This is a genomic window from Aestuariirhabdus haliotis, assembly GCF_023509475.1.
GTDB classification, from domain to species: Bacteria; Pseudomonadota; Gammaproteobacteria; order Pseudomonadales; family Aestuariirhabdaceae; genus Aestuariirhabdus; species Aestuariirhabdus haliotis.
Map to the genome: position 1 here is coordinate 1 of NZ_JAKSDZ010000070.1, position 12,148 is coordinate 12,148.

The 12,148-nt window shown below is 49.7% G+C and carries 13 protein-coding genes; 3 read left to right on the forward strand and 10 right to left on the reverse strand.

Annotated elements, in window-relative coordinates; translation table 11 throughout:
- Positions 1 to 89 precede the first annotated feature (89 nt).
- Positions 90 to 1,097 carry a hypothetical protein gene (locus tag MIB40_RS18735; protein ID WP_249697032.1) on the reverse strand — a complete coding sequence of 336 codons (1,008 nt, stop codon included), beginning with the start codon at positions 1,095 to 1,097 and terminating at the stop codon, positions 90 to 92.
- A 591-nt stretch (positions 1,098 to 1,688) separates the two neighbouring features.
- Here MIB40_RS18735 and MIB40_RS18740 point away from each other — a divergent pair.
- The gene (locus MIB40_RS18740) at positions 1,689 to 2,651 is read left to right on the forward strand and encodes an agmatinase (protein ID WP_249697033.1); all 963 of its coding nucleotides are present in this window, start codon (positions 1,689 to 1,691) and stop codon (positions 2,649 to 2,651) included.
- A gap of 64 nt (positions 2,652 to 2,715) precedes the next feature.
- Here the strand turns inward: MIB40_RS18740 and MIB40_RS18745 are convergent, their stop codons facing one another.
- Positions 2,716 to 3,081: an MmcQ/YjbR family DNA-binding protein gene (locus MIB40_RS18745; RefSeq protein ID WP_249697034.1), complete on the reverse strand. Its 366-nt coding sequence runs from the start codon at positions 3,079 to 3,081 to the stop codon at positions 2,716 to 2,718.
- 378 nt (positions 3,082 to 3,459) lie between these two features.
- Between MIB40_RS18745 and MIB40_RS18750 the strand changes: the two genes are divergently transcribed.
- A complete protein-coding gene (locus MIB40_RS18750; protein WP_249697035.1) occupies positions 3,460 to 4,722 on the forward strand; it encodes a RidA family protein in 1,263 nt (420 codons plus the stop codon).
- Positions 4,723 to 4,898: 176 nt separating this feature from the next.
- Here MIB40_RS18750 and MIB40_RS18755 read toward each other — a convergent pair whose 3' ends face one another.
- From MIB40_RS18755 to MIB40_RS18775, 5 genes are all read right to left on the reverse strand, one after another.
- The gene (locus MIB40_RS18755) at positions 4,899 to 6,503 is read right to left on the reverse strand and encodes an ABC-F family ATPase (protein ID WP_264758633.1); all 1,605 of its coding nucleotides are present in this window, start codon (positions 6,501 to 6,503) and stop codon (positions 4,899 to 4,901) included.
- A gap of 355 nt (positions 6,504 to 6,858) precedes the next feature.
- Positions 6,859 to 7,635, reverse strand: coding sequence for an alpha/beta hydrolase (locus MIB40_RS18760; protein WP_249697036.1), 777 nt, complete (start codon positions 7,633 to 7,635; stop codon positions 6,859 to 6,861).
- Positions 7,636 to 7,776: 141 nt separating this feature from the next.
- Positions 7,777 to 8,265 (reverse strand): cytochrome b, encoded by a 489-nt coding sequence (locus MIB40_RS18765; protein WP_249697037.1) that lies wholly within the window; start codon positions 8,263 to 8,265, stop codon positions 7,777 to 7,779.
- A 2-nt stretch (positions 8,266 to 8,267) separates the two neighbouring features.
- On the reverse strand, positions 8,268 to 8,597 hold the full coding sequence (locus MIB40_RS18770) for a c-type cytochrome (RefSeq protein ID WP_249697038.1): 330 nt from the start codon (positions 8,595 to 8,597) through the stop codon (positions 8,268 to 8,270).
- Positions 8,590 to 9,042, reverse strand: a complete 453-nt coding sequence (locus MIB40_RS18775; RefSeq protein WP_249697039.1) for a hypothetical protein — start codon at positions 9,040 to 9,042, stop codon at positions 8,590 to 8,592. Before MIB40_RS18775 ends, MIB40_RS18770 begins: the two co-directional genes overlap by 8 nt.
- A 92-nt stretch (positions 9,043 to 9,134) precedes the next feature.
- Here MIB40_RS18775 and MIB40_RS18780 point away from each other — a divergent pair, with 92 nt between their 5' ends.
- Positions 9,135 to 9,584: a MarR family winged helix-turn-helix transcriptional regulator gene (locus MIB40_RS18780; RefSeq protein ID WP_249697040.1), complete on the forward strand. Its 450-nt coding sequence runs from the start codon at positions 9,135 to 9,137 to the stop codon at positions 9,582 to 9,584.
- A 152-nt stretch (positions 9,585 to 9,736) separates the two neighbouring features.
- On the opposite strand, the gene MIB40_RS18785 is transcribed toward MIB40_RS18780, so the two are convergent.
- The 3 genes from MIB40_RS18785 to MIB40_RS18795 all read right to left on the reverse strand — a co-directional run bounded on the left by MIB40_RS18785 (position 9,737) and on the right by MIB40_RS18795 (position 11,127).
- Positions 9,737 to 10,006 carry a hypothetical protein gene (locus tag MIB40_RS18785; protein WP_249697041.1) on the reverse strand — a complete coding sequence of 90 codons (270 nt, stop codon included), beginning with the start codon at positions 10,004 to 10,006 and terminating at the stop codon, positions 9,737 to 9,739.
- Positions 10,007 to 10,180: 174 nt separating this feature from the next.
- Positions 10,181 to 10,501: a hypothetical protein gene (locus MIB40_RS18790; protein ID WP_249697042.1), complete on the reverse strand. Its 321-nt coding sequence runs from the start codon at positions 10,499 to 10,501 to the stop codon at positions 10,181 to 10,183.
- 80 nt (positions 10,502 to 10,581) lie between these two features.
- Positions 10,582 to 11,127, reverse strand: a complete 546-nt coding sequence (locus MIB40_RS18795) for a GNAT family N-acetyltransferase (RefSeq protein WP_249697043.1) — start codon at positions 11,125 to 11,127, stop codon at positions 10,582 to 10,584.
- Positions 11,128 to 12,148 lie beyond the last annotated feature (1,021 nt).

Below are 12,148 nucleotides of genomic sequence, written 5' to 3' on the forward strand. Positions count from 1 at the left end.
GTTCAGGTCTCGACATGAACGGCGAGCTTCGCCTTGATAAAAACCATTTTAGGATCCGCAGAGATCTATCCGAATTAATCAGAGGTGCCCTAGATGGGCATTTTGAGTAATGGAAGGTGCTTTTTAAAGAACTCCTCAATTTTCTCTACTTCGATATCGAGTATATTTTCCAGCGGTTTGAAAGGCGTACCATCAAAATATCGGGCAGCCGTTCCAGGGCCATCTGGACTACCATGGCCGGCATCGATCGAATCTCTCCAGCGTTCGGCATGGGTTCGCCACTCATCGGTGTTAACCAGTACCGGAGGCTTGAACCAGACATTCCAGGTCAGAACATTACTGGGTTGTAGCATGTTTCCGCTGCCCAGGTTGAACACATCCATAATCAGCTGATTAAAATCGTCTACAAGAGGATGGTCCACTTTCTCAATCGGGCCAATCTCTACCCCCAGATTGGAAACATCCCATGCCTCATCATAATGTTTGGCAAACTCAGGAATGGGGAAGTCGGTACTTTCACCGCTGCGCAGATTAAAGATCGGTTGGTCAGGTTTGCCGGGGGAAAAGGTGGTGACCCGAATCGCATTGGCCTTGTTAAAGGGAAAAGGAAGCTTGTTGTCTTTAAAGTAGTCCCAGATCAGCTTGACCAGTTCACTTTGACAAGCGCTGGGGCTAAACCAGACCTTGCCCACCACGCTCATGTCTGCGGCCATTTTCTTGGTTGTTTCGTTAACCCAGCCTCGTTGCCCAGTGACCGTTACCTCGACATTGAGGGTACCGAAATGCTTGGAGTAGGTGCCTTGCTGGGGGCAAATGATGGAAAATACCCGGCCTTCGTCTGTGTAGCCAAGACGGGAAATATCCGGTGCAAACATTTGGTAGCAACGCTTGGGATCGGCGGAGTCGTCTTTATCCGTCTCCCAGCTGAATTCTGGCCACTGCACGGGTTGTTGACGCTGCAACTTGTCGATGTTGGCCATATTGTCCAGCATCGGTAGAGATTTGAGGTTAGGGTCGGGATAAGCAAATTGGGAATTGGATTCTTCAAATCCGCCAATCCATCCAGGTACTGGGCCTGCCTTATTATTATCTGTCATATTAATGTCCCTATGTTGAAGTTCTCAAACGGTGATCAACGCATTGATCATTTCCGATACCTGGCCGAATCGCCAAATATCAAAAACGGGTCTTCAGTATTTATGATCCCTCATAAAACTGAAAAACAGTAATGAACTCGCTGTTACTATTGTTTTTGCACCCTCTGGTACTGGCTATCGCATAGTTTGATAAACGTTATTTATCAGAATTAAAGCTTCCAAGCCGACAGTAGTCCTTTAATGCATCCTAAAATAAAATTGTGTCACTTTTTTGAAGGTCTTCGATGACATTACCGGCTCGCAAGGTGATTTGCAAAGTGCGGGTCAAGAAAAGGGCGCAAGCATAACCGTGCAACAACGCTGCGAGGGGTTATCCATCGTATAAGTGTTTGTACTCTCTATCTTTATTAAATTTTTCTATCCCTATTAATTATTGTGTCGGTGGCAATGGGGCGATCTGGTGCGGTAACACCTTATACTCATTTTCGGCGTTTCGTGACTAGAATTCTATACTCCGTTGTGATCGCAGCTGTGTGAGGCCCCTTGCGATGTCAACTGGTAATCCTTGGCTGTTAACAAGCGAGATGCGATATGAGCAAGTTATTTACCGAAGCCCCGACCCAGTCCCCGCAAACCTTTCTTAACTTTCCCCTGATTAATGACTTTGAAGGCTTTGCCGCCGATATTGCGATATTGGGGGTGCCGTTTGGGGCACCCTACAGCGTCGATGGCATGGCCAACGATCAAAGCCTGGCCCCGGATCATATTCGAAATTGGTCCACCCTGACCGAAATCGGTATGACATTGGACAACTATGACTTCGATCTGGGGGGAACCCTGCTAGACGGGCAGGATATCAGGGTGGTGGACTGCGGCAATGCGACAGCCAGTCTGGAAGATCCCGGTGCCCACTACGCCAACGCCGAGCGTGCGGCCCGTGAAATATTTGCCGCCAACACGGTGCTGATTACCCTGGGCGGGGATCATGGTGTGCCCATCCCGATTATGAAAGCCCTCGAGGTTCTGGGTACCGATATCACGCTAGTACATATCGATGCCCACCTGGACTGGCGGGATGAGATCAATGGTGTCAAAGAGGGATATTCCAGTGTGATTCGCCGGGCTGCCGAACTGCCCTATATCAAAAGCATCCACCAGATCGGCATGCGTGGCATTGGCAGTGCCAAGAACCAGGAGGTGAAAGATGCCATCGCTCATGGTTGTGCCATTACCACGGCCTATCAAATGCATGATGTGGGTATGGCAGAGGTTCTAAAAACGATTCCCGACGGGGGTACCTACTATCTGACCATTGATGCTGATGGCATTGATCCCAGCATTATGCCTGCTGTGCTGGCACAAACGCCGGGTGGCCTCAACTGGGTTCAACTGCATAAGCTGATTCACGGGCTGGTTAACAAGGGGCGTGTGGTGGGTATGGATCTGGTTGAAATCACACCCTCAACGGATGTTGGCAATATTTCGATGATTCATGCCGAGCGACTGCTCTGTAACTTTATCGGGGCGACGGTCAGGGCAGGGTATTACGACTAGTAACGGGTTGTCTCAATACGAGGAGCTGAACTTTTTACCCTGACTAAGTGCAGTTTTATGCCTGCTAGTCCTGGTTCAGTCCCAGTTCTTTCTGTTTTTTCTTGGTCAACCCCAGGGAAACGATGCGGTGGGACTCCTGCAGGTAATAGCGCAATGCTTCATCCCGGGTTTCAGCGTCATCGTACTGCTGAATCCATTTCATGCCTCGAGAGGCCAGGTAGGGTGCGGGTCTGAATCCGGGTTCATCGCGCAAGACCTGAAAATTTAACTCCGAGGCTTTGAAGGTAAAGGCCGGATTATCTGTTTTCTCCCAGCCGCCAATAGCGAATACCTTGCCACCGACCTTCCAGACGTGTGAGCCTCCCCACTGAACCACGTAAGTGGTGGCTGGCAGTGAACGGCAAAAGTCATTGTAGTCGTCGTAGGTCACGGTATAGATCTTCCTTGCTGTAATGCTATTGGATGAGTCAGGTCTTGGCCAACATTTTCCGGCACCAACCTGACTTCAATCGGAACCTTGAGTGGTTTCGATGCTGCTCCAGATCATTGCCAGTGATCTATAGAGTTAACGGTGATAGTAAGCGCTATTTTAATCAGAAGTTGTTCTTGCAAGCTGTTTGCCCTCATCAATACTTAGTGGGTGCTTTCAACAGGGTTCATTGAGTTCTCTTTTCGCGAAAAGATCAGCAACCTCGATGTTATTAACCGAGAGAAAAGTAGTAATAACCCTTATATCTAGATCGACCTTTCCCCTTCATCATCGCTCCAATCATTCGTGCTTAACATAACTAACAGGAGTTATAAGAATATGAGTGGCAATATTGTAAAAGTTTCAAGAAATACCGAGAATGCACCCCAAAGTTCTTTCTCTACTCAGACCGTTGCTTTTTCGCATTACAATAACGTTTCGGCTCAGCTACCAGTCGATTCGAAAACCAGTAATATTGTCGCTGGCGGTATTAAAGAACAGGCTACGCAGTGCTTGAACAATATTAAAGCCATCGTGGAAAGTATCGACCATGTTATGGACGATGTTGTCAGAATTAATGTCTTCCTGAAAGATATTGCCGATGTTGCTGCTGTCGACGAGGTGTATAAAACTTTCTTCCAGAATTATCTTCCTACCCGAACTACGGTCGCCGTTGCGGCATTGCCTTTGGACGGTGCCCTGGTACAAATGGATGCCCTGATCTCCAACGGTGAAGGTACGCCATCACAGGAGCCTTGCCCTCTGGTTAAGGTTGCAAAGAACACCGACAATGCGCCTCAAAGCGGGGTTTCTACCCATTCGGTAGCGTTTTCTCATTACAACAATGTGTCTGCTCAATTACCGCTTGATCCCAAGACAGGTCAAATGGTCAGCGGTGGCGTGAAAGAGCAAGCTGCGCAATGCCTGAGAAACATCAAGTCTGTATTGGAAAGCATTGATGTGCCGTTTGACGACATTGTTAAAACCACAATCTATGTGAAAAACCTGTCGGATGTTGATGCTGTCAACGAAGCCTACACCACCTTTTTCCCGGACTCTGCAATCGCCAGAACCGTAGCCTATGTGCCCGCCCGCTCAATCGTTGCAGCGTCGGGTTTGCCTATGGATGCGTTGGTGCAAATTGATGCGGTGGTTTCCCACGGTGACGGTACACCTCCACAAGAGGTTGAAGATCGTCATGGTATCGTTATCAAAGCCAACAACACCGACAAAGCCCCCAAAAGTGCTTTGCATACGCAAACCGTGGCTTTCTCGCATTACAACCATATCGCTGCTCAGTTACCCATGGACGCCAAAACCGGCGCCATCGTAGCCGGCGGTGTAAAAGAGCAAGCGGCACAGTGCTTGAACAACATCAAGGCGATTGTCGAAAGCATCAACCATGTAATGGACGATGCGGTTAAGATCAATATTCAGCTAAAAGATGTTGCCGACCTGGATGCGGTAAACGAGGTTTACACAACCTTCTTCAAAGGTGACATGCCTGCACGCACCGCTATTGGTGTTGCCGATATTGCTAAGGGCGCATTGGTACAAATCGATGCCGTTCTCTCTAACGGTGAAGGTACGCCTCCTGCGTAATCGTTGTTGTTAGGAGGATCCTGGGCTCGCCCGGTAGAATCCTGCAGGGGCTTTCGGTTCAGATCGATAGCAAAGCCCCATAGAAAAAGCCCGACAAGCATAGCCTGTCGGGCTTTTTTGTTAACTGCGCTAAAGCGATATTTATGGTGCGCCCATATTCAGCGTTTTGTTAGTCGTTAAGCCACCGCAGCAATCTCTTGCTGGTTTGCCAGGTATTCGTCGTACGTGCCCTGGAAGTCGATCACTTGCTGGTCTTTAATTTCGATCACACGGGTGGCCAGGGAGGAAACGAACTCCCGGTCATGGCTGACAAAGATAAGAGTGCCATCGTACGCTTTTAGCGCCTGGTTCAGGGCATCGATGGCTTCCAGATCCAGGTGGTTGGTGGGCTCATCCATGATCAGCACATTGGTGTCCATCATCATGAGCTTACCGAACAGTAAGCGGTTCTTCTCACCACCAGAGCAGACTCGAGCCTTCTTGTTGGCATCATCGGCGGTAAACAATAAACGTCCCAGAATGCCGCGTACCGCCAGGTCATCGTGCTTGGCGGTGCGCCATTGGCTCATCCAGTCGAAGATGGTCAGGTCAGAGTCAAAATCCGCCGTGCTGTCTTGCGGGCAGTAACCCAGTTGGGCGTTTTCGGACCATTTGATCTCTCCGACGTTGGCATCCAGCTCGTCCATCAGACAGCGCAGGAAGGTGCTTTTACCCGCGCCATTTTCGCCAATTACCGCGAGCTTTGCGCCGGCTTCCAAAATCATATTGCCCCCCGAAAACAGGGTTTCACCGTCAAAGCCGTGGCCAAGGTCTTCCAGTACCAGGGCCTGGCGATGCAGCTTTTTATGCTGCTTCAGGCTGATGGATGGCGTCATTCGGCTGGATGATTTGATATCGTCCAGCTTGATCTTGTCCATCTTCTTGGCGCGGGAACTGGCTTGTTTGGCTTTGGAGGCGTTGGCGCCAAAGCGATTCACAAAGGCTTGCAGTTCGTCGATCTCGGCACTCTTTTTCGAATTTTCGAGTAGCAGCTGTTCGCGAATCAACGTGGAGGCTTCGACAAAGGCTTCGTAGTTACCAGGGTAGATACGCAGCGCACCGTAATCAATATCGGCCATGTGGGTGCAGACGCTGTTCAGGAAGTGACGATCGTGGGAGATGATGATCATGGTCGACTTACGCTGGTTCAAGACGCCGGCCAACCACTCGATGGTGTGAATGTCCAGGTTGTTGGTTGGCTCATCCAGCAACAGAATCTCCGGGTTGGCGAAGAGCGCCTGTGCCAGCAGCACTCGCACCTTGTAACCCGGTGCTACCTGTTCCATCAGGCCGAAGTGAAACTCTTCAGCGATGCCGGCTTCCAGTAAGATGTCCCCCGCGCGGCTCTCGGCGCTGTAACCATCCATTTCAGCAAACTGAACTTCCAGCTCAGCCGCTTTCATACCGTCTTCTTCGCTCATCTCGGGCAGGGCGTAAATGCGGTCGCGTTCGGCCTTGACCTTCCACAGCGCCACATCGCCCATGATGACCGTATCGACCACGCTGTATTGCTCAAAGGCAAACTGGTCCTGACTCAGGGTACCCACCTTGTAGCCGGGCGTGATCGACAAATTTCCGGAGGTGGGGGCCAGCTCGCCACTGAGGATTTTCATAAAGGTCGACTTGCCGCAACCATTGGCGCCAATCAGGCCGTAGCGATTGCCGTTACCAAACTGGGCCGAGATGTCTTCGAACAGTGGCTCAGCGCCAAATTGCATGCAGATGTTTGCGGTGGTAATCAAAGGGATATCCTACATAGAGTGTTAGCGGGCCTAATCCAGCACATCAAATCCAGCCAATGGATCTGAGGGTATCAACCAAGGCGAGCGGTGCATCTATTGGAGGGCTCAAGCTTGCCAGAGCGGCAAATCAGGGGAACATCCCAAAGCGACAAAAAGCTACGGAAACAAGGCGTAAATATAGGCGATAGAAACAGGGGCGCACTATAAAGAGTTCACCCATCCCTGTCGAGGTTTATGGCCAAAAAACGAACAGTCGGAGCCCGTGCTATGTAGATGGGGAGAAGACGGTGAGAAAAGGGAAGTGCTTTAGAGATTCTGGCCGGAGCACTGCGTTAACGGATGCTTCGGCCCCAGGCTATTGTTTTCTTCTTGTTATTTCGTCAAGCAGCCTATAGTACTTTGGGTCTGCTGAAATACTGTTGTGCCCCGCGTTTTCAAACGCATGGAGCGTCGCCAGCCCCTGGGGAAAGTGATCATACAATTTCAGGGTGCTGGAATTTGGAATCACGGTGTCGTTATCGGCAACTAAAATGCTGGTGGTGGCTGTGACAGATTGGGCATAGCGCCATGACAGATATTTGTCTTTGATCAGCCAGGGAACCGGGAAGATCCAGTAGCGCTCGCTGGCGACATCTTCGATACTGCTGTAGGGCGTGATCAGAATCAGTTGCGAAGGTTGTTTATGGGCCGCCAGTCTGGTGGCAACGCCGGAGCCCAGGCTGCGCCCGATCAACACAATCTCCCGGTTATTGTTGCTGACCAGATCATAGAGCGCGCTGGCATCGCGATAAATCGGTTCCTCTGCGGGGCTGCCGTCACTGCCGCCATAGCCCCGATAGTGCATCAGATAGAGGGAGTAGTCTGGAAAAGTCCGTTGAAAAGCACTCAGGTTTACGGAGACATCCTCGGCATTACCGCCAAAATAGAGAATGGCTTTGCCCGTGCTTTTTATGTCGCTGGTAATAAGGGTATTGCCGGCATCCGTTGGTATCAGCAAGGTATAACGGTCGTCGGTGATGGCCCTGTCACGGGGGAAATAGAGCAGGTTGTCTTGCAGCAGGTATAAAGCCGTGCACAAAACGACATAACCAAGAGTGCCTGTTAACAAGAGGCGGAGGCTGGCTTTCTTCATACGTTGTTTGCCCTGTGATGGGGTGATCGCTGCTGAGGTTCCTCAGACCCGCTGAGAGTGCTTAGTATGCAACAGATGAATCGACATCGCCCCCTGCGCAGTGCGAGCCGGTTAGAATGTTTGATCTGCCCTCAGTTACCGCTAATCCTCCCGGGATTTGGCAAATCCCAGCTTGCCGAATACCGCATCTTTTAAAACAAACTGATGAAACAGGGCGGCCAATATGTGGATGCTGAGCACAATCAGCAGAACAGATGTCAGCACTTGGTGCGCTTGCAGGCTTGGCAGCGCGGAGAAATTCTCAGGCAATCGGCCATGATTCAGCATAACGTCGATCAGGTTGCCCTGTAGGACAATTCCGAGGCCGGTTGCAACAACCCCGAACACCAGCAAGTAGATAAGCCGATGAGCCGGGATAGCTAACCGATCAATAGGGCGCTTGGCTTCATGAACGCCGGATGCTCCGGTTGTAAACCTTATACCAAGACGAATCAGAAACAGCCCGCCAATGGCTATGCCCAAAGCAAGGTGAACCCTAAGCGTCAAATCGGCACCAAAGAGCAGTAAAAATGGCACCAGAATCGCTAATAACCAGTGCAAGATAACCAGGGCAGGGTGGTAGGGCCTCATAGCTAGCGCACTCGAGACATTATGTAGTCAATGGCATCAATGATCTGCTGGTCGCTGCACTCAGAGCAACCGCCTTTCACCTTATGATTGTCGCTTCCATTGATCAGGGTTGTTCGCATCATCTCAATCGAATCGCGTTCAATGTATTTTTGCCATTGCTCCTTATCATTAATATTGGGAGCGCCACTAATCCAGCCTTTAAAGCCACCGTTATGGCATGACTGGCAGACGTCGGTAAAGGTTGCATTGCCTGCGGCGGCTGGCCCGCTGATGAGCAGGGTGCACAAGCCAGTAATGGCGAGGTTGGATAGCGTCTTTTGAGGGTTACGCATGGTTTGGTTGCTCCTTGGGGTCGGTCATCTTTCTGCCGTCACGAATATTCAAAAACATCAGCACAAGGTTGGTTGCACCGGCCACCAGTTCGATGGCCTGCAGCCAATAAAAGCCAGAGTCAAAGCGACCTGCCGCCGCCCATTGATTCAATACGATGGCCGCCGGTAACAGGATGAACAGGCCATTGATAGCAATAAATGGCATGCGTCTCTTTTTTTTCATCACCAGGGGATGTCGACGCGCTTTCGACATGGCAAAACCGGTTGCCCCTGTGACGGCAATGGCGGGAATCAAGATGAACAGTCCAGGCATCACAATCAGGCTTTTGACCGTTGCGATGGATTGCGCTGTCCCCAATAGCTCGACCAGTAGTGTCGAGGTAAAAAAAGTTGCGATACAGACTGTGGCCGTAATGGCACCCATGCGGTGAATAAGGGGTTTCATAGCTTTCTCCATAGTGATAGATTACGACAACATGTTGTCAATTTGGTTAGGTTAGAATAATGACAACATGTTGTCAACTATTTGGGGGTGTTATGAAGGAAACGGCTGCAGGCGAACTTTTTACCCAACTGACTCTGGAGGTATTCAAGTTAAGTGGAATGCTCAGTAATGATGGAGACCAGTTGACCAAAGAGTTTGGCATTACCAGCTCCCGCTGGAAGATATTGGGAGCACTCGACATCTCCCCGACGCCGCTCACGGTGTCCGAAATTGGCAGAGCCATGGGGCAAAGTCGCCAGGCGGTGCAACGTCTGGTCGATGTGATGGTGAAAGATGACCTGCTGCATCTGGTGGACAACCCCAATCATAAGCGCGCGAAATTGATTGAGTTGGCACCCAAAGGGAGCGAGGTCTGTCAGCAGCTCTACCAGAAATGGATTCCAGAAGCCGAGCGGCATGCGCAGGCATTGTCTGCGGAAGAGCTAAAGGTAACCCTCGCGGTAATACAGAAGATTGCGATAAGCCTAGGGGATAAAAAATAGATGACCGGTTTTGTGCTGCAGTAAGAGATTTAAGAGCTCAGGTGTCTTCTAGCCTGGGAGAGGTGCCTTAAATAGCACAGAGTTGTTTAACAGCTGCTGGTAGTGACTGAACGCGAAAGGCAGGGCAACCAAGCCTGGTAGATGTTTTGATGTCAGGAACCTGCAAGTATAAAAACCAGGAACACAAATAATAACACCAGCATTACCGGGTGAGAGATCTTGGCAAAATATTGCAATGCCTGCGGGCTTTCCAGCGATCCCACCGCGCTGTAGGCTTCTTCGGCGGCGTTGAATGTTGTCTGATCTATATGGATTGGTGTGCCAGCAAGGATTGTTTCCCGATAGGCTTCAATATCGTCCATGCTCAGGAAATTCAAATAGGGTTCGTCTTCGCTGTAGGAGAGGATGATGGAATGAATCACATCCTGGTGAGAGTCGGGTGTGTGGGAGCATGCACCACAGCTGTCCAGAGCTTTTGCTTTGTTGCTTCCGCAATAGATACATACGCTTATCATGGTTGCAGTGATTGACCCGATGAGTTGATGGCGTTATTGACGGTACCGAAGACGGCAAATGGCTGGCCCATGGTACCGATATTACAGGACGGTTTCTTTACGCACCCAGGTTTCCTGGCCGCTGTAGGTATAGAATAATCGTACAATATTGTTAGCCGATACCAGCAGGCCATATTTTATAAACCGACCATTCGATGCCCAGTGTACATTGAACGATAGCTCGGTTCCGTCGTAGTTAATCTCATAGACTTCGGCCTGTTCGTCATCGTTGGAATCAAAAACCGACACTTTGTATTCAGACTCATCCTTGCTGATGGAGATCACGATATCGGAATAAAGATCGGCGGGTACCCAATCGCCTACCAGCGGGTCGTTGGATTGTAAATGGATGATTTTGGTCATAGGTGCCTGATTGTTTGTCTCTGCGGTTGGCGAAGAATGAGCGCAACTCTACTGTACACCATTCGCTCGTTACTGACTTGCTATAAGGTGTTCTGCCAATCCTGCTTTTTGATTTTATACAGCACGTGTTCACAAAGTATATGCCCAGCCTCAATATCAGGATGCATAAAGTTTTGGCCTGTGTTGGACATGCCAATTTTTTCCATAACAGCTTGAGAGCGACGGTTCACCAACGATGTAAATGACACCACTTCATTTACATCCAGCTCGATAAAGGCATATCGCAGCGCTTCTTTTGCCGCCTCTGTGGCATAACCTTGCCCCCAATACGTTTTTGTCAGGCGCCAACCAATTTCAACGCAAGGCGAAAATGGCAAGTTTTCGTTGGGGGTATGCAATCCGACAAAACCAATGAATTTTTCCTGATCCGGAATCTCTACCGCCCAAAACCCCCAGTCGCGCTCTTGAATTAATGATCTAATTCTGGAGCCCAAATCCCGGCTTTCTTCTGGGGTAAGCGGTTTTGGGAAAAATTCCATCACATCCGTATCTGCGCATAATTGCTCAAATGGGATGAAATCATCCTGTTCCCACTGTCTTAGAATCAGTCTTTTGGTGTTTAGCATGGTCTTGATGATGCTTTATTGTTCGAATAGTCGTTAGTGGAATGCCAGGTTTTTCTGGGACTGTCGTAGCGTGACGTTGGATACCTCATCTTTAGTTAGGTTTTGGTATCCGTTAGAGCGGGGGAGGTTCAGGGCGATTGTGCCTGGCCTTGTTAGGCGCGACTGTGCGCTGATGTGACTGTTGTAAGTTTTTGACCGCATGTGTGTCTTTTGCCTGAAAATATTCTTTTGTCGTAATACTTAAAACCTGTACCACACTTTGGACACCGTAGATGCCCCGCTTTGTTACATGAGACCTCTATAGGGTCAGAGTCTTCAGTGAACATTTTTTCTGGTACTGGAGGGTGATTATAACCGGTGCCATTGCAATGCTCGCAAGTTGTATGCCCCATGCTTTTGTTGGGACCACGATACTCACCAGCAGTTTTTCCCATTATGCAATGAGGACATTGAGGAATAACCATTGGATTATGATCATTATCCTCAGTGAAATACTGCTCATCTTGAAATGATAAGCCGAACCTTACTGGATATCCGTTTATTATTTCTGGCATATCTAATTGCCGCCTAACGAGGCTGTAGAAAAACGATAGTCATATAATCGTTCTCCCACCCTGCGTCCCTTTGTTTTTGATGTCGGTTATTTAACCAAATTCATTCAACATATTCACCTGTTATGCGAGGAGGGCGTGGTATTTCTGTGGATAGCTCTGCGACTAAGCGATCGCTCCGTAATTCATTTGCTTTTCGATGTTATGGTCCAGAGAGAGCTGAATAAGGGTTCTGAGCCCTTATACTCTTATAAAGTACGTTTTTGGCCCAGTATTCCGTAATAAAGCTCCGCGGGTTTCGCCCCGCAGGCGACTTCATTTCTTTATTCGCGATAAAGAAACGAAGCAAAGAAAGCGCGCCCCCAGAACGCCCTGCGGGTGCACTGCGCAGATGGATAATAATTCTGGCAACGCAAGGAGGCATCCTGCCTCCAGCGTTGGCTCGACGTCCATGTCTCACCCCTACGGGC

Bases quoted from the DNA above. Each gene is read 5' to 3' on its own strand.
- MIB40_RS18735 (WP_249697032.1), bottom strand. From the start codon at position 1,097: ATGACAGATAATAATAAGGCAGGCCCAGTACCTGGATGGATTGGCGGA.
- MIB40_RS18740 (WP_249697033.1), top strand. From the start codon at position 1,689: ATGAGCAAGTTATTTACCGAAGCCCCGACCCAGTCCCCGCAAACCTTT.
- MIB40_RS18750 (WP_249697035.1), top strand. From the start codon at position 3,460: ATGAGTGGCAATATTGTAAAAGTTTCAAGAAATACCGAGAATGCACCC.
- MIB40_RS18760 (WP_249697036.1), bottom strand. From the start codon at position 7,635: ATGAAGAAAGCCAGCCTCCGCCTCTTGTTAACAGGCACTCTTGGTTAT.
- MIB40_RS18765 (WP_249697037.1), bottom strand. From the start codon at position 8,265: ATGAGGCCCTACCACCCTGCCCTGGTTATCTTGCACTGGTTATTAGCG.
- MIB40_RS18770 (WP_249697038.1), bottom strand. From the start codon at position 8,597: ATGCGTAACCCTCAAAAGACGCTATCCAACCTCGCCATTACTGGCTTG.
- MIB40_RS18775 (WP_249697039.1), bottom strand. From the start codon at position 9,042: ATGAAACCCCTTATTCACCGCATGGGTGCCATTACGGCCACAGTCTGT.
- MIB40_RS18780 (WP_249697040.1), top strand. From the start codon at position 9,135: ATGAAGGAAACGGCTGCAGGCGAACTTTTTACCCAACTGACTCTGGAG.
- MIB40_RS18790 (WP_249697042.1), bottom strand. From the start codon at position 10,501: ATGACCAAAATCATCCATTTACAATCCAACGACCCGCTGGTAGGCGAT.
- MIB40_RS18795 (WP_249697043.1), bottom strand. From the start codon at position 11,127: ATGCTAAACACCAAAAGACTGATTCTAAGACAGTGGGAACAGGATGAT.